This window comes from Idiomarina sp. ST20R2A10 (assembly GCF_051842345.1).
GTDB lineage: Bacteria > Pseudomonadota > Gammaproteobacteria > Enterobacterales > Alteromonadaceae > Idiomarina > Idiomarina loihiensis.
In genome coordinates, this window is the sequence record NZ_JBNIEY010000008.1 from 12,902 (window position 1) to 33,508 (window position 20,607).

Below are 20,607 nucleotides of genomic sequence, written 5' to 3' on the forward strand. Positions count from 1 at the left end.
TTATGGTTGATTTCAGTAAAGAACTTCGCGCACTTGTGCAAAGTCCGCACAGCCAGTGGCTGGATACTCTGGCACCACAACTCACGGCCTTTAAGAATAACCCTCACGGGAACTTAAAACGCTGGCAGCGGGTTCTAACACAGTTGCCAAACTTGACCGCAAAACACGTTAAATTGTCCGATACCGTGCAGATAGGCGAAGCCGATGAAGCCTCTGATGCCGACAGGGCTCGCTTAACCGGCCTGCTCCAGCAGTTACAACCCTGGCGTAAAGGCCCCTTTGATTTATTCGGCGTTTTTATCGATACAGAATGGCGCTCTGATTGGAAATGGCAACGCGTAGCACCACATTTAGATGACTTAAGCGGCCGTCAGGTACTGGACGTTGGCTGCGGTAGTGGGTACCACTTATGGCGGATGCTGGAAGCAGGCGCCGAGCAAGTTTGGGGAATTGACCCGGGCGAACTCTTTCTCATGCAATTCAGAGCCATTAGCCAGTTAATGCCTTTATCGTGGCAGCAACGGGCACACTTTTTCCCGGTTGGTATTGAACATATGCCGGAACTTAAAAGCTTCGACACCGTATTTAGTATGGGTGTGCTTTATCATCGCCGTTCACCTGTTGAGTTTTTACAGCAACTGAAATCTTTAATCCGTCCGGGCGGTCAACTGGTTTTAGAAACCATTGTTGTGGAAGGTGATGAAACCACCGTCATGATGCCTGGCGAGCGTTACGCGCAAATGCGTAACGTCTGGTTTTTGCCCAGCGCCAGTGCCTTGTCTGTCTGGTTAGAACGGTTAGGATTCAAGGACATCTCTGTGGTTGACCATAATACTACCTCAATAGACGAACAACGGCGCACAGATTGGATGACCGGGGAGTCGTTAGCCGACTTCCTTGATCCAAATGACACAAATAAGACTATTGAAGGTTACCAGGCACCGATTCGAGCAGTGATTACCGCTCGGGTTTAGCCCCACCGGAGTGGAATCAAGATGAGTGTTTACCGACCGAAATCGACCATTGAGCAATGGCGTATCCTGCAGGCAGTTGTTGACTGTGGCGGTTACGCGCACGCGGCTGAAGCCCTGAACAAGAGCCAGTCGTCGCTTAATCACGCTGTTGCCAAACTGCAGCAAGTGGTAGGTGTACAGTTATTGGAAGTCAGAGGCCGAAAAGCTCACCTAACCGCGGCGGGTGAAGTTTTGCTTCGCCGTTCGCGTCAGTTAACTAACCTGACTGAGGAAATAGAACAGCTGGCTGATAACCTCGAGCAAGGCTGGGAGCCGGAAGTTAAACTCGCGTTAGAAATGGTATTTGACCGCAGTCTGCTAGTTCCCGTGCTGGATGAATTCCAACAGCTTAGTCGTGGCAGCCGCTTAGTTATCAGCGATACCGTACTTACCGGTACGATGGAGCAAATTCAGGAACAAGCTGCCGATGTCGTTATTTCTCACCATATTCCACGTGGCTTTATAGGGGAACCTATAGGTCAGTACAGTATGGATTTGGTTTGTCACCCTGAACACCCGTTGGCAAAGCTGGAACAACCTATTAACCAGAACGAGCTGTCTCAATATTTGCAAATAGTCATTCAGGATACCGCCAGCCAGCCGGTAGAAGACGAAGGCTGGTTAAAAGCCGAGCAACGCTGGACGGTAAGCCACTTTGACGAAGCTCTCAGACTCATTCGTAACGGATTAGGTTTTTGCTGGTTGCCGGGCTACATCGCTCAGGAAGATTTAGATTCTGGCAGACTCGCTAAAATAGAAGTTGAGGGAAGCAGTTCGCGTAAAGGCAGTTTGTATATGGTATTACCCAAAGCAGAACTAACCGGGCCTTGTGCAAAAACTTTGTCGGAACTGATACTTAAGTACCAGTCCCGTTAAAAGGCCTTTATTTCAGAGACTGAATGTAGGCTTTCATGTCGGCGCCCAAATCCGGGTGTCGCAAAGCATGTTCAACAAAGGCCTGAGCGTACCCTAGCTTATTGCCACAGTCGTGGCTCTTGCCTTTCATGTAATACGCATTAACCGGTTGTTTTTCCAGCAGCATTGCCATGGCATCAGTCAACTGAATTTCATTGCCCGCACCCACCGGTGTTTTCTCCAACAGCGACCATAAATCAGCTGAAAAGACATAGCGACCAACTACGGCTAAATCTGACGGTGCATCTTCAACTGATGGCTTTTCAACCAGTTGAGTAATACCAGCCTGTTCACCCGGACTCAACTCCGCGCCATTAATATCGGCTATGCCATACTTATTGACGTCTTGCTGCGGCACTTTTTCGACCATGACTTGCGAATGCCCGCTTGCTTCAAAGTTTTTCACCATTTCAGCTAAGTTATCGCGATTCAGCTTACAACTGGCGTCATCAACCAGAACGTCAGGTAATACGACAGCAAAAGGCTCGTCTCCGATTAATGGACGCGCGCATAGAACGGCATGCCCCAGGCCTTTTGCAACACCCTGACGAACATGCATAATTGTAGTTTTTTCAGGACAAATGGCCTTCACCTCAGCCAATAGTTGCCGCTTTACCCGCTGCTCCAAAGTCGTCTCCAGCTCAAAACTCGTGTCAAAGTGATTTTCTATCGAGTTTTTACTGGAATGAGTAACCAGAATCACATCGGTCAAACCTGCAGCGGCGCATTCCTCAACAATGTATTGAATAAGGGGGCGATCGACCAACGGCAACATCTCTTTGGGAATGGCTTTGGTAGCAGGTAACATCCGAGTTCCGAGCCCGGCTACTGGAATAACGACTTTTTTGACCATAATAGCTGTCCTTAAATTCTGTTCACTTCAGAAGCGCAAGTTTATAACCTTTTCCCATGTTATAATGCAACCCAATTAACAAAATTCAAATGAAAGACTGACTATGGCTTTATATTTTTCTTCGCGTCACATTCCGCAACTGTCTAACTACAGCTTTACTCAGCGAGCTATGATTTTATCCATGGCACAGGAAAAAATGCCGGTGCCACGCCGCCTCATTTGTAATATGGCTAAATTGGTGCCTATTTGTCTTATTTTCTTCTTTATTGTAGAGGTCGAAGGGTGGTGGAAAGTTCCGGCTTTACTAGCGGCAGGTATTGGTTACCCACTATTTACACAACCCATTAATCTGAATATGTCACTGCCATACCTTGATAAAGCCATCAAACAGTTTGAGGCACAGCAGTCACAATAAGCTCTGTGTTCTCGTACCCGCAATGCAACTTATGTAAATGTTCTATGCGGTGCTCACGAAAATTGGCGTGCTGCCAGATACCTAACGCTAAGTCGGGCTTTGCTCCCGGCTCTGGCTCAAATTTATCTCCAGCCTGAGCCCATAACCAACTATGCTTAGTCGTATCCACAATGCCTACCAGAGCATCAAAAGCGGTTCTCACCTGTGAATGACAAAGCTCGTGGTTCAAGTGCTGTAATAACAACCCGGGCGCTAGCAAGGTATTATCATGGCCTGACAGATGCTGACGGATAAGCGGATCAATAAGAGTTTTCAATACCAGTAAAGGCAGTAAGTTCTGCTCCGTTGCATTTTGCGCAGCAGCCATAATGACTAAAACCCTGCCCTCAGTTAAAGGCCGATAGTCAATCCAGATTGGAGCCTTTCCCGAGTCATTAATGGAACAGTTAAATTGGTAGCCATTAAGGTTTAATGGCCCGTCCGGCAGCAACTCCTCAACCAGCCGCCCAACGATAACGTCGTCCTGATACAAAATATCAATATGAGCATCCAGCTCCCACACATCGTGCAGGTAGGTTTCTTCCAGCTGGTAACGTTGCAGGCAATTTTCTATCGCGTTTTCAATCACACTAAGGCTCTGCACAGGTTTCACCAGATAATCCCAGGCGCCAAGGCGGACAGCCTCACGGATATCGGACATTTTTTCAGAGGCAGAAATAACAATAATTGGAATTTGTGTGCAAGCTTTTAGCAGTTGTTCTATAACTTCAAGGCCGTCAATGTCCGGTAGTTTTAAATCGCACAGCACAATATCCGGACATTGTTCCTGACAAAGCTTAATACCTTGTTTGCCATTATCTGCACAACACACATCATAACCGCTATTTACCAGATACTGTCTGACGACAGACTGAAATACCGGATCGTCTTCAATTAATGCGATGTGTGCTCGGGGCATTGTCACTTCTTAGTTATGACTCATGCCCTAAGCATTGTTCAGGAATGGTTAATCGTCAATAAGACTCGTCGACTCATTCGTCGTAATCATCGAAGTCATCGTCAAAGTCATCAAAGTTTTCTTCTTCAATCGGCGGGTTACCATCAAACACTTGATCCTGCCAGCGCTGATAATAAACGTCTTTAACAAAAGAGTAAGGGTCCAGGGAGTTTTCCAGTACTTGCTCCTGATCACGCAAGCGCAGACGCAGTTCCAGCCCTTTTATGGCGTAACGAGCCAAATCTACCGGCCAACTTAACAACGGGTATGGAAAATATTGACCATCGGCATAGTCGCCCCCCCGGTCTACGACAACGGTTGGGCCCAAAAGCGGCAACATCAAATAAGGGCCTTCCGGCACGCCCCAGACCGCTAAGGTCTGACCGAAACTTTCTTCGCGCTTGGTAAGACCCATGGGAGTTGCCACATCGAACAGACCGACTAAACCCACGGTGGAGTTGACAACAAAACGCCCCAGTGAAATGCCAGCATCGGCAACTTTCCATTGCAGCAAGTTATTCACAAAAGATGAAGGTTCATCAAGGTTCTCGACTGCATTGTATAATGAGTTTCGAATTGGCTGAGGAACATATTCATAGGTTTCAGCGGCAGGTTTTAACACCGCCTTATCAACATCACGGTTAAACTCCCACATATCGCGGTTAAAATCTTCAAACGGGTCACGTGGGTCGGCATAAGGGTCTTCAGGTGTCGATGAACACCCGACCATAAACAGGGAAAGTAGTATTAAAAAACCATATTTTTTCATTCGTCAATCCGGGTCGATAAAGTCAAAGTTAATTCGGTTGAACCGTCAGCTTGTATAGCGACAGTCTCAGCTTCCAGATCACCCATCTGGCGATCGATTTTTTCATCCTGCGAAATACGTGCATGCACCAGCCACTCGTCAAGGTCACTCAACTTATAATCCGGTAACATGGCATTACTATTCGACAAGGTCACAGTCATAGGAAACTCACTCACGGGCTGCCGGACAACCGCCGCAGGCATAGGCTGTTCTGAGCCTGTAACGTAAACAAAAACTGTACCTTCAGCAGGCAAGTAACGACGCATTTCATCACTTAGCTTAACAGTAACCTTTAGCTCAACTTCAGATTTTTCCTGCTGGCTCTTTGCATTTTCCAGCGCGTTAACAACTGCCTGATACCTACTGGAGTTTTCTGGTAAACGCTGTTTTAATAATTGCCATGCATTAATAGCCTGTTCCCAGTCCTGACGCTCGAAGGCCACAAAACCCAGTAATGATAAAGCTTCGATATTGTCGGGCTCCTGTTGCAACGCATGGGCTAGCATACGAGCCGCTTTAGGCTGCCCGCCTTCCGTTCCCGACATTAATAAAAACCGGCTGTAACTGACTAAGGTGTTCACTCTGTCAGGCTCAAGTTCCAGAGCTTTCTGAAAAGCTTCATCGGCGTCTTCACCTGCTCCCAGATCAACCATTAACCCAGCATAAATCCACCAGGCAACCGCGTCATCCGGTTCCCGCATCAGCTTTTGCCGTAAACCCAACGCAAAGGTATTTAAGTCTTCGCGGCTGGCTTGCTGGTTTTGTTGCTGCAACAATCTTTTCCCCAGCTCAGGTAACTGCTCGCGTGCATCTTCAGCCTGCAATTGTAACTGCCAACTGCCAAATGCCCAATAAAGGCCTGAGGATATAACCACCAAAAGTATCACCGGCACAATCACAGGTGCTCTTTGCCAGTTAACGCTTTCTTCAACATCCTGACTGTCATTCAAAAAGGTTTTATCCAGCTCCTGCTTTGCATGCTGATAATCTTCTTCCGGAAGACCGTGCTGAGAGCGCTCTTCTTTAAGCTCTGACAAACGTTGTTCGTACCAGCGTTGATTTTCATCCTGACGTTTCTGATAACGTCTTTGCTTTCCTGTAGCAAGAAATACGAACACTACTGCAACGAGCAACATCAACAACATTAGTAACCATAAACTACTCATCGCCCGACTTCCTCAATTGCTGTAAACGCTCTCGTTCTTGTGGTGTTAATTCAACCGCCGCTTTTTTCTTGCGAGTCAAGCCAATGGCTACACCAATGCCAATAACAACTATCAGTAAAGGGCCCCACCAAAGAATACTGGTAGCCGTTGTAAAAGGTGGCTGGTAATGCACAAAATCGCCATAGCGGGCGACCATAAACTGAATAATTTCTTCGCGTGACTTGCCCTCTTTTAACATCTGATAGCTACGATCACGCATATCTTCTGCCAGAGGCGCATTAGAATCGGCAATATTTTGATTCTGGCACTTGGGGCAACGTAACTCCTTGGTTAACTGCTGGTAGGTTGCACGCTGTTGTTCGCTGTCAAACTGGTAATTGTTCTCATTTTCTGCTGATGCCGTGGAAGTCAATACAAACACTGCGACAAAAGCTAATAGCAATGAACGGATCATTCGGCCTCCTCCAGCAATTGCTGGTAAATGCCTTGCAGTTGATTCGACCAGTTGCGTTCATTAACGTCACCCACATGGCGATAACGAATCACGCCCTTGTGGTCAATAAAATAGGTTTCTGGGGCACCGTAAACACCAAATTCAAACGCAACCTCGCCCTGCGGGTCAAATAAATTCACCGTGTAAGGGTCACCCAGTGTATTTAGCCAGTTAACGGCTTTTTCCCGGGAGTCGTCTTTATAGTTAAGGCCGACAATTGGTACACCTCTTGAGGCTAGCTCATTGAGAAACTCGTGCTCAGCGCGACAGGTTGGGCACCAGGTAGCCCAAACGTTAAGCAGCAAAGGGCCCTCGTGTAACACTGACTGGTCGTAAGTCACCTCGGTGTCATAAAGATCACTCACTTCAAACTGTGGCACCGGCTCATCAATTAACGCCGAATTCAGCTCGGTTGGGTCGCTGCCAAGGCCTTTAAGTAAAAAGCCCACCAAGCCGATGAATAAAACCAGCGGACCAAATAAGATAAACCAGCGAAACTTAGTCATTGGCCATCTCCTTTTTGCCACGCTTACGATAACGTTTATCAGCAAATGCCATAGCGCCACCTATTGCCATGATAATAGCGCCCAGCCAAACCCAGCGGACAAAGGGCTTGATATAGAAACGAATGGCCCAGGTTTCATCATCCAGCGGCTCGCCCATAGCAATATAGATATCACGTATTAAGCTCGCATCCAGTCCTACTTCCGTCATACTGGTGCGTTGTACCCGGTAAAAACGTTTCTCGCTGGTTAACTGCGTTACTTCCTGCCCGTCTTTGTAGACAGTAAAGACTCCCTGATCGGCATCGTAGTTAGGTCCTTCCCTATGCTGCAGGCTTTCGAACACGACGTTATAACCGATAACATCAACCGATTGCCCCGGCGCAAGCGCAATATCGCGCTCCTGCTCATAGTTTGAAACCAGGGTGATGCCGATAAGCGTTACGGCAAAACCTAAATGCCCCAGAACCATTCCCCAATGACTACCGGAAATTTTGGTCAGCCCGGCCCAACCCTGCTTGCGTTGTTTTACCGTTTGCTGGACTTCGGTCAGTGTAGCCAGAGCCACCCAGAACGCCAGAAACAGCGCAATAACCACCAACGCGGGTAATTCGTCGGCCCAAATCTTCGGCAGCGTGTAGGCCAGTATCAGCGCCAAAGAAAGTGCTAAGGCCAGCGGTTTCAGAAGTGGTTGCATAGCTTGTCTGCGCCAGCGCATTAAGGGTCCAAGACCCAGCATTAATGCAAATGGAATAACCAGCCAGCTATACAGCTCATTAAAGAAAGGTGCCCCAATAGAAATGGTACCCAGACCAATTTCTTTATGAACCAGAGGTAGCATGGTTCCCAGAAACACAACTATCATAGCCGCCATTAACAAGACATTGTTACCCAGCAGCATCACTTCTCGTGAAAGCAGTTCATAACGGCTGTAACTTTGCATCTTTCCGGCGCGCAGGCCGTAAAGAATAAGCGAACCGCCGACAACCAGCCCCAGCAGTATCAAAATAAACAAGCCTCGGGCGGGGTCGGTTGCAAACGCATGCACTGACACTAAAACGCCGGAACGTACCAAAAAGGTGCCTAATAAGCTCAAACTGAAAGCGGATATAGCCAGCAATACCGTCCAGGACTTAAAGCTGCCACGTTTTTCAGTTACGGCAAGGGAGTGTAGTAATGCCGTTCCTACCAGCCATGGCATAAAGCTCGCATTTTCAACTGGGTCCCAGAACCACCAGCCACCCCAGCCAAGTTCGTAATATGCCCACCAGCTACCAATGGCAATACCCAGTGTCAGAAAAATCCATGCCGCGAGAGTCCAGGGACGAGACCAACGAGCCCAGGCTGCATCAAGCTTGCCTGACAGTAAAGCGGCAATAGCAAAAGCAAAAGCAACAGAGAAACCGACGTAGCCCATATACAGCAATGGCGGATGAATGATCATTCCCGGGTCTTGCAGCAGCGGATTGAGATCGCGACCGTCAACAGGAATGAGAGGCAAACTGGGATCAAAGGGGTTCGAAACCGTTAGCATAAACAAATAGAAGCCAATGCTTACCAGCCCCAGAATGGCAAGCACCCGGGCTATCATCGGCAATGGCATTGAGCGGGAAAATATCGCGACTGCGGCTATCCAGCCTGCCTGCATTAGCATCCAGAGAAGAAAAGAGCCCTCATGTGACCCCCACACCGCGGTAACCCGATACGCAACCGGTAGCTGACTATTCGAGTTTGCCGCAACATAAGCAATACTAAAGTCGTTACTGACAAAGCCCCAGACTAATAAAGCAAAAGCGATAGCGGTAAAGAAAAACTGGCCATAGGCAAACGGCCGGGCTAAAGCCATCATGCCGCCGTTCCCTTTCGCCGCTCCCCATAAAGGATAAACCGCCAGTAATACAGAAAAAGCCAGCGCAATGGCTATGGCAAGATGTCCTGCTTCAGCAATCATTGCCCATCACCTTCTTCAACCGTGTTTGGGTTTACATGTTTGATGCCTTTCATCTGCTCTGCCAGTTCCGGCGGCATATATTCTTCGTCGTGCTTAGCCAAAACTTCACTGGCTTTTAACACGGTTGGTTCAATCAGTTCCCCCTGAGCGACAATACCTTGTCCCTCGCGGAATAAATCCGGCAAAATTCCCTGATACAACACAGTGACTTCGGGGCCAATGTCTGTAATTTTAAAGGAAACTTCTAAAGTTTCGCGGTCACGCTCTACCGAACCTTCAACCACCATACCGCCAACTCGCATCCGCTGGCCAACCTGAGGTTTCTGTTTATCCTTTCCCTTGCCTTCAACCAGTTCCGTCGGTGTATAAAACAGATCGATGCTTTGGCTCAATGCATACAGCATCAGTCCCGTTGCTACCGAAACCCCAATCACTAAAATTGCGACCCAGGTTAAGCGTTGTTTACGTCTTGGGTTCATTACCGTCTCCTACTGCTGCACGGCTGGCTGTGCGTCTGGCTAAGCGCTGTTGACGCTGTTGTAACTGCCGGCTTTTCTTAACCAACTGTCGTTTTGCCAGTAAAGTTTCTAACGCAACTCCGGCAAGAACAACAAAACTTAAAAAGAATGACAACCAGACATAAAGTCCGTACCCACCCATAGCGACGAAGTCAGTAAAACTGTCAAAAACCATTAGTCTTGCTCCAGTCGTTGCTGTGCCCAGGCGCGGTGTAATTCGTGTCTTAGTATCTCATTTTTTAACCGCATCATCACCAAGGATACGGTTAAAAACGCGAAACCGGCCAAGCAGATTAATAACGGAATTAACATACTGGCGGCTATTGAAGGCCGCTCAAACTTGGTAATGGTTGCGCCCTGGTGCAGGGTGTTCCACCATTCCACCGAAAAATGAATGATAGGCAAATTAATAACACCAACCAAAGATAGTATCGCTGCAGCTTTAGCGCCGGTTCTGGCGTCATCGAAAGCAAAATACAAGGCCATAACACCGACATAAAGAAACAACAAAATCAGTTCAGAAGTCAGCCGTGCATCCCATACCCACCAGGTGCCCCACATGGGCTTGCCCCAAATAGCACCGGTTAGCAAAGCAACAATGGTTAGTGCCGCCCCCACAGGCGCAATTGCCGGTATAGCCCACTCTGCGGTTTTAATCTGCCAGATGAGTGCAATGCCTCCCATAATGGCCATGCCCATATAAGCGCCCATAGAAAAAATCGCTGCAGGCACATGCAGGAAAATAATTCGGTAACTGTCACCTTGCTGATAATCTCCCGGAGCAAATGCCAGCCCCCAAATTACGCCGGTAATAAGAGTTACAAGTGTTAATGCCACAAACCATGGCAGCAGCTTTTGCAACAGGTTATAAGTTGCTTCGGGTTTTGCGTACGGATGTAACCATCGCCACATATCAATTCACACTCATTCTAATGCCAGCTGCTACAGCCAGCGGAGCCAATGTTACGGTTAAAACTGAAATTGCCGCCAGTATCGCTAACTGACCATGAACTGCAAGCCCCATTGAGGCATTTTCGACTGCCGCCGTGGCAAATATCAATAAGGGAATAAAAAGCGGAATTAAAATTAAACTGACCAGCGAACTTCCGCGCTGAACCTGCAAAGTTAACGCTGCACCAATAGCTCCCAACGCACTTAATGCCGGAGTTCCCAGCAGCAAAGTCAACGCCAGTGCCCACCAACCCTGCAACGGTAAACTCAGCAACAAAGCCAGAACGGGCGACAGAATAACCAGCGGTAAACCACTTAACAGCCAATGCGCCGTCATTTTCGCCGTAACCGTAAAGGCCAGAGGCTGCGGCAATAAACACAGCTGTTCCAGGGTGCCGTCCTGAAAATCATCGCGAAACAAGCGTTCAAGCCCCAACAAACTGGCGAGTAAAGCGGCTACCCAAATAATTCCGGGGGCAATACGAGCCAGAATATCAGGACCGGGACCAATGCCTAGCGGAAACAACGTCACGACCATTAATAAAAAGAGCAGAGGGTTTAAGGCATCGCTGCGTCGCCTTGCGGCTATGCGCAAGTCCCGCTTCAGCAGGGTTAACCAGGTTTGTCTATTCGAAAGCTGACTCATAGCACCTCACCCCGGTATTCCAGAGACAGTTTTTCGGGCGTTAAACCTGACAAAGTCAGCGACTGATGCGAGGTAAAAATAATGGTGCCGCCTGCATCTAAGTGCTCGACAAAGCGTTGTTGTAATAAAGCTATTCCCTGTACATCCAAAGCGGTAAAGGGCTCGTCTAATATCCATAGCGAAGCCTGCGTCGCCCATAATCGAGTTAATGCAACTCGTCGTTGCTGGCCGGCAGACAGTCGCGTGGTTAATTCATCTTCTAACCCCAGCAGTCCGAGCTTCTCGAGCAAATCCCAGGCATCCACGTCTTGCACCGAGGATAACTGTTGCTGCCAGTGAAAGTTTTCCAGCGCACTTAGCTCGCCTTTAACAGCAGCTTTGTGCCCAATAAACAGTAACTGCTGACAGTATTCCGACCAGTTCTGATTGAGCGGCTGACCGGCAAATGAAACCACACCGTCGGACGGCTCCAGCAATCCGGTAAGAATTCGCAGTAACGACGATTTTCCGGCACCATTAGGCCCGCTAACCTGCCATAACTGACCCGCGCTCACTGAAAAGTCGAGATTTTCAAATAATACCCGCCCTCCACGGATTGAGCTTAGCTGCTCTGCGTGCAATAGTGGGCTGTTGGTGGAAGCAACTTGTGTCATGCGGATTTTACAACCGGAACCTTACTGGTAAGCTGACGCAAATGCCCAAGATTCTACCATAAAAATTAGGTAAAGCGCATGGCTGATATTAAGCAACTGTTACAACAAATGATGGCTTCTCCGGAACGAACCTTAGCTCGTGCCGAGCAGCAGCAATTGTCCAGCCTAATGCGTATTTTCAGCGGCTCCGCCTCTGGTGGCAATTCAGCCGCAGCCACGACTCAGGCTCCGCAACAGGGCAACCTTCCGACGCCTTCGGCGAATGCTGGCCCGCTGAATCAGGCAAATACAACCCGGTTACTCGCCCAATTATTGGTCCAGATCAGTTTACCGGTAACTTTTGAGCCCGCAAAAGGCCAGCAACCAGCTCGTATTCAGGGCAACAACTGGCAATGGCCTAACCCACCCAAAAATATTCAGCCGCCATTAACGGCTGCAACGAAATTGCAACTGACAATAACTCAACCTGATCCCAAACAACCGATAGTTCGTGTAGCTCTTAGCACTGGTGCAACAAAGCCTGTGGCTGTTGCAGAGGTGCCGATAACTCAACTGCCGCCAAAACTGGTTAAAGCCTTTGTTGAGCAAGGTCGGGTTGCTACGGTGCAACCGACACCGCAACAGCCGCTAACAGCAAAGCCAGGCACTCAACCAGTTAACCAGCCAGTGAGTCAACCAAACACCGCTGCCCAGCCCTCGCCAGCGCAAAAAGTGTCGATACCCACGGCAACCGGGTTAGCAATAAAACAGGCTCAGCAAATAACACCCAAACAATTTCAACAGGCATTGCAGAACTTTATACCGCAAAGCCTGCGGCCTTCGCCCTCATCAACAGGCACAACTGAAAGCGTTCAGCAGCCGACGGCCCGATTGTCAGCGGAAGCAGCAAGAGAAGCATTGCAGTCGCCACCTAAGGCCTTACAACAGCTTTTAGTCAGAGTACTTCAGCAAATGCCAACACCTGATGCCATGCAACGCCCCCAGGCATTGCAGAGCTGGGTCAGCGACTGGTTTGCGGCACGCCCGGTCAGCGCTCAACCCAGCCAGCAAATGGGAGGATTAGGACAAATGCTAATGACGCTGCTGGGGCTGGCAATGCAGCAGCAACCGGAAACGACCAGCAATAGTTCAGCAGCGAGAACCTCACCAAATCAGTTTACTCAGGCCTTTATTCAGCAGGTGCTTAACCCTGCTCCTGAAAATGCAGGCGAAGTACGCGAACGTATTAATGCCCTGCTGCAACAATTACCGCAGCAACAGCTACAGCGACTATTACAACTTTTTACCGGTATCCTTAATTCAGCGCAGAGCAGTCAGGCCAGGCTTCAGGACTCGCCTGCCCAACAACCGGAATATTACATTCTGCTACCCGCTGATACACAAAAACCACAGCAGCATGAACTGCTTATTCGCAGTGAGCGCGAAAGCAGCAATAAAGAGAGTAACGGTCGCACCTTATGGTTATTTACTCTGCGCTTTGAACTTGAAAGTACCGGGCCTTTGCTGGTTAAAGGTCGCTATCACCCACAAGGGTCATCGGTTGACTTCTACACTGAAACGAAAGCGGCGCAAAAAGTGGTTGAGAGTAATGTCGAAAAGCTTGAAAAAAGGCTTGCCGAGCTGGAGGTTAACAGCGTTAAACTTCGGGTTCAGCAAGGCAAAATTCCAGACAATCTGGCACAGCAGCACAGCGGTATTATTCGGGTGACCGTATGAGTGACAAGAAAGAAAAACAAGCGATAGGTTTGTCTTACGACGGTTTTAATGCGCCCAAAGTCATAGCCCGGGGGTTTGACGAACTTGCTGAAGAAATTATTGCCGTTGCAAAAGAGCATGGCGTTTTAGTCCATGAAGATCCTTTGCTGTCCGATTCGCTGGCCAAACTGAATGTGGGCGATGAAATTCCACGCGAGCTGTACATTATTATTGCGGAAATTATCGCTTTCGCGTACTTACTGGATGGCAAATTCCCAAGACAATGGGAAGAGGGTTAAGCCGCTTTATGCGCCTTTCTTATGCAACGAGGTTAATAACTCAGCCTCAGCCTGCGGCAGGTCACATTCCTGCATCAGCTCTTCAACACTGGCTCCGCTCGCCACTAACTTAGCTGCGCGCTGATAAAGCTTACTACCCGGGTCCTGCTCCGCAACTTCTTGCAACCTTTGCTGTAACTGCTGTTGCTCCTCGTTTAGCTGCGCAACTTGCTGTTGCAACTGAGCAACCACTTGCTGCTGAGCAAAATCAGTCTTCGAGGGTGCTTCAGAGGGTTGCTGTTTGAACTGCTCACGTAAGGACAACACTTCACTGGCAGTTTCGGTCAGCATGAGCAAGCGCTGCTGCTGACGTTCGATGAGCTCAGCTTGCCGCCGCGAGGTAATAACCACCGCGACTAAAGCAATAAGCGCCAGCCCGAGAGCCAGCGCTGAAATAGCAAATAACCAGTTCGTCATCATTTAGCTCAGACGGGAAATTTCATCCCACTCTTCATCGGTGAGCATTTTATCCAGGTCAACCAGAATCAAGAGTTCGTCATCGCGGTTACTTACACCCTGAATAAAGCGAGCACTCTCGTCAGTACCCACATTCGGAGCGCTATCAATTTCAGAAGTTTTCAGATAAACCACCTCGGCAACACTATCGACCAGTATGCCAATAACCTGCTGTTCAGACTCAATGATCACAATACGTGAATTGTCAGTGACTTCGGTTGTCTGCAAGCCAAAGCGAAGGCGCGTATCAATAACTGTAACCACGTTACCGCGCAAATTGATAATACCTAATACATAACTGGGTGCGCCGGGTACGGGAGCAATTTCGCTGTAGCGCAGCACTTCCTGAACCTGCATTACATTGATACCGTAAGTTTCCTGTTCCAGCTGGAAAGTTACCCACTGCAGAACTTCGTCATTCCCATCAACGTCAGTTTCATTCTTGATAGCGCGATTATCTTTACTCATCTCTTACTCCGCCATGCGTTATTAATCTTGCTGGATATGTCCCAGACCTTTATCCAGAAGTGTAATCAATGCGTTAACATCCAGCAATGCACACATTCTGTCACGGACAACCCCGGCAAGCCAGGGTCGCTTATTATTTGATTCCTTACGCCACTGAATCGATTGTGGCTGCAAAGGTTCACTGGTCACTAATTCCTCACACAACAGTCCCCATGGGCTGTCATTCAAAGTAATTAGATACTGATAATCTAAACTCTCTTCCAGCTCCGGCGTACATTTTTCCGGCATGACCCAACGAGCCGTATCAACCACCTGCAGTTTATTGTCACGCTCGGTCATAATACCGCGGAACCACTTAGGTTTTCCCATCAGCGGACTAATTTTGCCCAGTTGATGGATACCCCCCAGACTTTTTAGCGGCACAGCAAGAGTTAAGCCTGCGACTTTAAAAAATAAAGCCTGAAAGTCCTGTTCCATATACTCTGACATCGCATCGGGAAGTGGCTCCGCTGGAGGCTCAGAAACCTCAAAAACTTCAGTTTCCACTTCCGTTTCGGTGTCAGTATGTACTTCCGTATCAATGTCTGTCTCAGTGGTTGTCAGGTCAACAGTTTCTGTTTCAACTTCTGTTACCGTTTCAACCTCTGGTTCTTGATAGCTATCGTCCGCTTTTGCAGAAACTAAAGGTAATAAATCCTGTTCACGGTTTAAGCTAACCGTTTCTTCCTCAGCAACCGCCTGAATTTTCGGTGCCGCTTGCTCTAACAACCGTTTAACCGGTTCATTGTCAAACTCAACCGTTTCTTCCTCAAGCAGTAAAGCGTTGAGGTATTCTGCCATAGCGGCTTCACTGTTATCGCGTTTAGTTGTCATAAATCAACGCTCTTCCAGCTGCTTCAAATTAGTTAATAGTGACTGGTAAGCCAACACCCCTCGCGATTTCGGTGCATAAGCAGAAGGCGTGAGCTGCTCATTAGAGGCATCGCGGAATTTCGTATCTATTGGGATCATGCCATTCCAGACCGAGCGACCATAACGTGCAATGAGCTTCTTATACGTTTGCAAAGATGCATTGGTTCGTTTGTCATAAAGTGTTGGGATAATCGTATAAGCGTAATTCTCGCCGCGAGACTTATGAACTAGTGTCAAGGTTCGCATCATGCGCTCTAACCCTTTTAGCGCTAAAAACTCGGTTTGAACCGGAATCAATACTCTCTGGCAACAGGCAAGTGCGTTGACCATAAGAACACCCAGCACCGGCGGCACATCAATAAGCACATAGTCGAAATCGTCAGCGATCATTGCCAGGCCACGTTTTAAGACCAGTCCCATGCCGTCCTGAGTACCAAGTTTACGATCCAGCGTAGCCAGAGCCATAGTGGCAGGCATAACACTCAGATGCTTAAACTGGGTAGACAAAATACTGCGGCGCATCAAATCTGCGGTTACAACTTTGCCGGCGCTGAAGACATCGAAGGAGCCGGACTCCAACGATTCTGAATCAATGCCAAAATAATAGGTTAATGACGCATGGGGATCAGTATCAATACAAAGGACTCGCTTACCCTGTTCAGCCAATAGGCCTGCCAGCGCAACGGTTGTGGTGGTCTTGCCGACCCCGCCTTTTTGATTAGCTACCGTCCATACGATCATTCACTCATCCTGCTATAAGCCGCTGTAACCGACTTCTTTCATAATAGCCTTTGCCATTCCTTCGAGACTGATACTGCGGGTTGAAATGCCGGCCTGGGCAACCGCTTGTGGCATCCCGTATACAACGCAGCTGGCCTGATCCTGAGCCCAAATAGTCGCGCCCTGGTCTTTCAGCATACGTGAGCCATCACGCCCGTCTGCTCCCATGCCGGTTAAAATCACGCCCAGCACTTTGCCCATATAGGTTTTCGATAAGCTGGCAAAGGTTAAATCGACACTCGGCTTATAAGTAATGCGCCCGCTAGTGTCATCTTTTATTCTTAGTCTTGCGCTACCCGGGCGGCCTTCAACCATCATCTGTTTGCCACCTGGCGCTAAATACGCGGTTCCGGCTTTTAGCACATCACCGTCTTCGGCTTCTTTAACATGCACCTGACACAGACCATCCAGACGCTGTGAAAAGGCCTTGGTAAAAGCCGCAGGCATATGTTGAACCATAACAATAGGGTAAGGAAAATTGCCGGGCAATTGGGTGAGTATTTTTTGCAATGCGACAGGGCCACCGGTTGAGGTTCCTATCGCCAGTAATTGATAAGCCCGGTTTATTGTTAATGCACCAGCCGATGTCGCTGTACGCGCATCACTTTCGCGCTGACTTTGCAGCTCATTATTACGTTGCCGAATACGATCCAGCGCTGTAGTGGGCTCTGACGGACGTTCGGGTTGCTTCGCAACAGGCGGCGGTGTTGATGGCCGCGCAGACGTTCGGCTTACCGGCTGCCTAGCAATCGCTATAACGCGATCCTGTAGAGTTTTTACTGCCTCGTCGCGGTTACGGGCGATATCTTCAAACTTCTTCGGCAGAAAGTCCGCAGCTCCCGCCTCGAGTGCGTTCAGCGTTGCTGTCGCCCCCTCATGAGTCAGCGAGCTGAACATCAAAATAGGACAAGGATTGCTGCTCATAATGGCTTTTACAGCATCAATGCCGTTCATTACCGGCATTTCAATGTCCATGGTAATAACGTCCGGCTTAAGGGTTCGGCTTTGTTCTACCGCTTCTTCGCCATTATTCGCACTACCAATCACTTTAATGTTGGTATTGTCTTCTAAAATCTCAGTTACCCGGCGTCTGAAAAACGCCGAGTCGTCTACCACGAGAACTTTTACAGTCATGAACGGTTTGTCCCGTTATCTTTTGGCGTAATACTTAAGCATGCTGGGCACATCAACTATCAGAGCAATACCACCATCGCTGGTAATTGTTGCTCCGGCCATTCCTGGCGTACCCTGCAGTAACTTATCTAAGGGTTTAATAACCACTTCTTCCTGACCAATCAGTGCGTTCACCACAAAGCCAACTTGTTGGTTACCAATTTGCACAACCACTACATGACCCTGTTCTTTACGACTTGAACCATCATGGTTACGGACTAGCCATTTTTCCAGGAAGAACAACGGAATCGCCCGGTTACGTACAATGAGAGTCAACTGTCCGTCTACGGTATTAGTGCGTTTCATATCCAGGTCGATAATTTCGCTGACAACAGCAAGCGGCAAAGCAAAAGTCTGATCTTTTACGGCGACCATTAGCGTCGGCAATATTGCCAGAGTCAGTGGCACTTTAATCAAGAGCTCAGTACCTTTACCTAACTCTGAATTAATTTTAACGCTACCGTTAAGCTGACTGATTTTGGTCTTAACCACATCCATGCCAACACCACGACCGGAAATATCCGAAACTTGCTCTTTGGTCGAGAAACCTGCCGCGAAAATCAAGTTATAAGCATCTTCATCGCTTAAACGTGCAGCGGAGTCTGCGTCCATAATGCCTTTTTTAACGGCAATGCCTCTCAGTTTTTCAGCGTCCATACCGGCACCATCGTCTTTAATCGACAGCATAATATGGTCGCCTTCCTGAGACGCCGACAAAGTAACGGTTCCAGAGCGCGACTTACCATTCGCTTCACGCTCATCCGGCATTTCAATACCATGGTCGACAGAGTTACGAACCAAATGCACCAAAGGATCGGCCAGAGCCTCAACTAAGTTCTTATCTAAATCGGTTTCTTCACCGTACATCTCAAGATTGATTTCTTTCTTCAGGCTACGAGCCAGGTCACGGACAACCCGGGGGAAGCGACCAAATACTTTCTTAATTGGCTGCATCCGGGTTTTCATCACTGCGCCCTGCAAGTCACCAGTGACAACATCCAGGTTTGAAATAGCTTTGCCCATTTCAGCACTGTCTGACTCGTCAGAATTACTCAGGCTCAACAGACGGTTTCTGACCAGTACCAGCTCACCGACCATATTCATAATTTCGTCTAAGCGCTTGGTATCAACCCGCACAGTAGTCTCAACTGGAGCTGGCGCTGGTGCAGCTGGCTTTTTATCCACCGGCTGAGCCGCTGCTGGTTTCGCTTTAGGCTCTGATTTCGGCTCTGGCTTAGCTTCTGGCTTAGATGCTGGCTTTGCCGCAGGTTTTGGCTGCGCTTTGGGTTCAGGCTTTTTCGGCGCAGGCTCGTTAGCCGGCTTATCACCTTTCGGCGTCGGCGCTTTGCCACTGCCATGCAACTCGTCCAGCAAGGATTCAAATTCGTCGTCTGTTATTTCGTCGTCTTTTGCGGGCTCTTTCTGCTTTTCTTGTTTTTTCTCAGCACTTTGAGGCGCTTTGCCGCTCCCATGAAGTTCATCCAGCAATGACTCAAATTCATCATCTGAAATCTCATCACTGTCTTCATTTACCTTGGGCTTGGACGCCGCTGGCTTGTCTTCTTTTCCGGGACCTTTGCCTTCACCGTGTAACTCATCCAGCAACGCTTCAAACTCATCGTCCTGAATTTCATCAATGCTGTCGCTGCTGCTTTCTTCTGCTGCAGGTTCTGGTTCCGGATCTGTTTCCTCGGCAGGTTCATCTTTTGGAACCTCTATAGGCGCTTCGTCCTCAGACTCTGGTTCACTCAACTTATGCAATAATTCCAGCAACTCCGGTGAAGCTGCTTCAGGTTCTTCTTTGGCGCGCACCTGCGCAAACTGAGTATTGATAGTATCCAAAGACTGAAGAATCACGTCCATCAGGTCGGAAGTGACCGTACGTTGACCATTACGCAGGGTATCGAATACGTTTTCCGCACCATGACAGGTATCAACCAGAGCTCCCAGAGACAGGAACCCGGCACCACCTTTAACCGTATGAAAGCCACGGAAAATAGCATTCAACAGATCTTTGTTTTGCGGATCATTTTCCAGTTCAACTAGCTGTTCAGACAGTTGCTCGAGGATCTCTCCAGCCTCGATCAAAAAATCCTGCAGAATGTCTTCGTCCATATCAAAGCTCATGCGACTGATGCTCCTAGAAACCTAAACTGGACAACAAATCGTCCACTTCGTCTTGTCCGCCAACCACGTCATCGCGTTGATCAGCATCGATAATTGGGCCTTCGGCATGGGCTGCATCTTTCTTAGGCGCAGACCCTGCTTTTTCCGCGTTACGACGTTCTTCTTCTTTACCAAATATCTTCAGCAATTCAATCAGGTTCTTTTCAACGTCTTCAACCAATTGAATAACCCGACGAATAACTTGTCCGGTAATATCCTGAAAATCTTGCGCCATAAGCACTTCAGTCATTAACCCGTGCACTTGAGGCATGTTTTCACCACAGCGCTTAAGTACGTCATCGACCTCATGACATAAAGACTTGAATTCATTTATCTGAATATCATTGCTCATCAACCGGTTCCAGGCCGGCATCACTTTCTCAACACGGTGATGCATGTCGTCTGCAAGTGGCAGACAGGCTTCTACAGCATCCATCGTGCGATTCGCGGCGTCTTCAGTTTTTTCAATGACATACAGCAGACGATTTTGCGCGTCCGGAAGATCATCCTGCGTCATTTGCACAATGCGAGGGTCAACCTGAAAGTCCTGGAGCGCTTCGTGGAGGTCTCTTGTTAACTGGCCTACAGAGGTAAACAACTTGTCATTACGACGGTTGTAAACATCTTCCAGTAATTGGTTAGCCTGCTGTTGTTTCCCGTCTTCAAGCAAGGCTACTAATTCCTTGGCTTGCTCCAGAGAAATATCATGGGCGTTATCAGACATAGTCGTTCGCCCT

The 20,607-nt window shown here is 48.5% G+C and carries 24 protein-coding genes; 5 read left to right on the forward strand and 19 right to left on the reverse strand.

Going from position 1 to position 20,607, the window contains the following annotated elements:
* Positions 1–2: 2 nt before the first annotated feature.
* Complete coding sequence (cmoB, locus tag ACP7H9_RS11050) at positions 3–974, forward strand: tRNA 5-methoxyuridine(34)/uridine 5-oxyacetic acid(34) synthase CmoB (RefSeq protein ID WP_153848930.1); 972 nt, start codon at positions 3–5, stop codon at positions 972–974.
* A 21-nt stretch (positions 975–995) separates the two neighbouring features.
* On the forward strand, positions 996–1,889 hold the full coding sequence (locus ACP7H9_RS11055; protein WP_439222767.1) for a LysR family transcriptional regulator: 894 nt from the start codon (positions 996–998) through the stop codon (positions 1,887–1,889).
* A 7-nt stretch (positions 1,890–1,896) separates the two neighbouring features.
* Here the strand turns inward: ACP7H9_RS11055 and galU are convergent, their stop codons facing one another.
* Positions 1,897–2,781: a UTP--glucose-1-phosphate uridylyltransferase GalU gene (gene galU, locus ACP7H9_RS11060; protein ID WP_011234345.1), complete on the reverse strand. Its 885-nt coding sequence runs from the start codon at positions 2,779–2,781 to the stop codon at positions 1,897–1,899.
* Positions 2,782–2,884: 103 nt separating this feature from the next.
* Between galU and ACP7H9_RS11065 the strand changes: the two genes are divergently transcribed.
* Complete coding sequence (locus ACP7H9_RS11065) at positions 2,885–3,196, forward strand: DUF6170 family protein (protein ID WP_011234346.1); 312 nt, start codon at positions 2,885–2,887, stop codon at positions 3,194–3,196.
* On the opposite strand, the gene ACP7H9_RS11070 is transcribed toward ACP7H9_RS11065, so the two are convergent.
* The 11 genes from ACP7H9_RS11070 to ccmA all read right to left on the reverse strand — a co-directional run bounded on the left by ACP7H9_RS11070 (position 3,165) and on the right by ccmA (position 11,882).
* The gene (locus ACP7H9_RS11070; protein ID WP_439222768.1) at positions 3,165–4,154 is read right to left on the reverse strand and encodes a response regulator; all 990 of its coding nucleotides are present in this window, start codon (positions 4,152–4,154) and stop codon (positions 3,165–3,167) included. The genes ACP7H9_RS11065 and ACP7H9_RS11070 overlap by 32 nt on opposite strands.
* 73 nt (positions 4,155–4,227) lie before the next feature.
* Entirely contained in the window at positions 4,228–4,962 is a 735-nt protein-coding gene (locus tag ACP7H9_RS11075) for an MlaA family lipoprotein (protein WP_110012740.1), read from the reverse strand.
* Positions 4,959–6,167: a c-type cytochrome biogenesis protein CcmI gene (gene ccmI, locus ACP7H9_RS11080; protein WP_011234349.1), complete on the reverse strand. Its 1,209-nt coding sequence runs from the start codon at positions 6,165–6,167 to the stop codon at positions 4,959–4,961. The genes ACP7H9_RS11075 and ccmI overlap by 4 nt, the downstream gene beginning before the upstream one ends.
* The gene (locus ACP7H9_RS11085) at positions 6,160–6,621 is read right to left on the reverse strand and encodes a cytochrome c-type biogenesis protein (RefSeq protein WP_011234350.1); all 462 of its coding nucleotides are present in this window, start codon (positions 6,619–6,621) and stop codon (positions 6,160–6,162) included. Before ACP7H9_RS11085 ends, ccmI begins: the two co-directional genes overlap by 8 nt.
* The gene (locus tag ACP7H9_RS11090) at positions 6,618–7,166 is read right to left on the reverse strand and encodes a DsbE family thiol:disulfide interchange protein (protein WP_011234351.1); all 549 of its coding nucleotides are present in this window, start codon (positions 7,164–7,166) and stop codon (positions 6,618–6,620) included. The genes ACP7H9_RS11085 and ACP7H9_RS11090 overlap by 4 nt, the downstream gene beginning before the upstream one ends.
* The gene (locus ACP7H9_RS11095; RefSeq protein WP_439222769.1) at positions 7,159–9,114 is read right to left on the reverse strand and encodes a heme lyase CcmF/NrfE family subunit; all 1,956 of its coding nucleotides are present in this window, start codon (positions 9,112–9,114) and stop codon (positions 7,159–7,161) included. Before ACP7H9_RS11095 ends, ACP7H9_RS11090 begins: the two co-directional genes overlap by 8 nt.
* Positions 9,111–9,593: a cytochrome c maturation protein CcmE gene (ccmE, locus tag ACP7H9_RS11100; protein ID WP_153848926.1), complete on the reverse strand. Its 483-nt coding sequence runs from the start codon at positions 9,591–9,593 to the stop codon at positions 9,111–9,113. Before ccmE ends, ACP7H9_RS11095 begins: the two co-directional genes overlap by 4 nt.
* Positions 9,577–9,807, reverse strand: a complete 231-nt coding sequence (ccmD, locus tag ACP7H9_RS11105) for a heme exporter protein CcmD (protein ID WP_286823469.1) — start codon at positions 9,805–9,807, stop codon at positions 9,577–9,579. Before ccmD ends, ccmE begins: the two co-directional genes overlap by 17 nt.
* Positions 9,807–10,544 carry a heme ABC transporter permease gene (locus ACP7H9_RS11110; protein ID WP_439222770.1) on the reverse strand — a complete coding sequence of 246 codons (738 nt, stop codon included), beginning with the start codon at positions 10,542–10,544 and terminating at the stop codon, positions 9,807–9,809. Before ACP7H9_RS11110 ends, ccmD begins: the two co-directional genes overlap by 1 nt.
* Position 10,545: 1 nt before the next feature.
* Entirely contained in the window at positions 10,546–11,229 is a 684-nt protein-coding gene (gene ccmB, locus ACP7H9_RS11115; RefSeq protein ID WP_011234356.1) for a heme exporter protein CcmB, read from the reverse strand.
* Entirely contained in the window at positions 11,226–11,882 is a 657-nt protein-coding gene (gene ccmA / locus ACP7H9_RS11120; protein ID WP_439222771.1) for a cytochrome c biogenesis heme-transporting ATPase CcmA, read from the reverse strand. Before ccmA ends, ccmB begins: the two co-directional genes overlap by 4 nt.
* A 78-nt stretch (positions 11,883–11,960) precedes the next feature.
* On the opposite strand from ccmA, the gene ACP7H9_RS11125 reads away from it, so the two are divergent.
* Positions 11,961–13,598 carry a flagellar hook-length control protein FliK gene (locus ACP7H9_RS11125; protein WP_439222772.1) on the forward strand — a complete coding sequence of 546 codons (1,638 nt, stop codon included), beginning with the start codon at positions 11,961–11,963 and terminating at the stop codon, positions 13,596–13,598.
* On the forward strand, positions 13,595–13,876 hold the full coding sequence (locus ACP7H9_RS11130; RefSeq protein ID WP_011234359.1) for an EscU/YscU/HrcU family type III secretion system export apparatus switch protein: 282 nt from the start codon (positions 13,595–13,597) through the stop codon (positions 13,874–13,876). The genes ACP7H9_RS11125 and ACP7H9_RS11130 overlap by 4 nt, the downstream gene beginning before the upstream one ends.
* A 6-nt stretch (positions 13,877–13,882) precedes the next feature.
* On the opposite strand, the gene ACP7H9_RS11135 is transcribed toward ACP7H9_RS11130, so the two are convergent.
* Genes ACP7H9_RS11135 through ACP7H9_RS11165 form a run of 7 tightly spaced genes read right to left on the reverse strand, consistent with a single transcriptional unit; the run spans position 13,883 to position 20,594 of the window.
* Positions 13,883–14,335 carry a DUF2802 domain-containing protein gene (locus ACP7H9_RS11135; RefSeq protein ID WP_110012746.1) on the reverse strand — a complete coding sequence of 151 codons (453 nt, stop codon included), beginning with the start codon at positions 14,333–14,335 and terminating at the stop codon, positions 13,883–13,885.
* On the reverse strand, positions 14,336–14,839 hold the full coding sequence (locus ACP7H9_RS11140; protein ID WP_011234361.1) for a chemotaxis protein CheW: 504 nt from the start codon (positions 14,837–14,839) through the stop codon (positions 14,336–14,338).
* Between the two features lie 21 nt (positions 14,840–14,860).
* Positions 14,861–15,712, reverse strand: coding sequence for a chemotaxis protein CheW (locus tag ACP7H9_RS11145; RefSeq protein ID WP_439222773.1), 852 nt, complete (start codon positions 15,710–15,712; stop codon positions 14,861–14,863).
* 3 nt (positions 15,713–15,715) lie between these two features.
* Positions 15,716–16,492, reverse strand: a complete 777-nt coding sequence (locus tag ACP7H9_RS11150; protein ID WP_414018544.1) for a ParA family protein — start codon at positions 16,490–16,492, stop codon at positions 15,716–15,718.
* 12 nt (positions 16,493–16,504) lie between these two features.
* The gene (locus ACP7H9_RS11155) at positions 16,505–17,665 is read right to left on the reverse strand and encodes a protein-glutamate methylesterase/protein-glutamine glutaminase (protein ID WP_414018545.1); all 1,161 of its coding nucleotides are present in this window, start codon (positions 17,663–17,665) and stop codon (positions 16,505–16,507) included.
* A gap of 15 nt (positions 17,666–17,680) precedes the next feature.
* Positions 17,681–19,831 (reverse strand): chemotaxis protein CheW, encoded by a 2,151-nt coding sequence (locus ACP7H9_RS11160; RefSeq protein ID WP_439222774.1) that lies wholly within the window; start codon positions 19,829–19,831, stop codon positions 17,681–17,683.
* 13 nt (positions 19,832–19,844) lie between these two features.
* Positions 19,845–20,594, reverse strand: a complete 750-nt coding sequence (locus ACP7H9_RS11165; RefSeq protein ID WP_114981604.1) for a protein phosphatase CheZ — start codon at positions 20,592–20,594, stop codon at positions 19,845–19,847.
* Positions 20,595–20,607 lie beyond the last annotated feature (13 nt).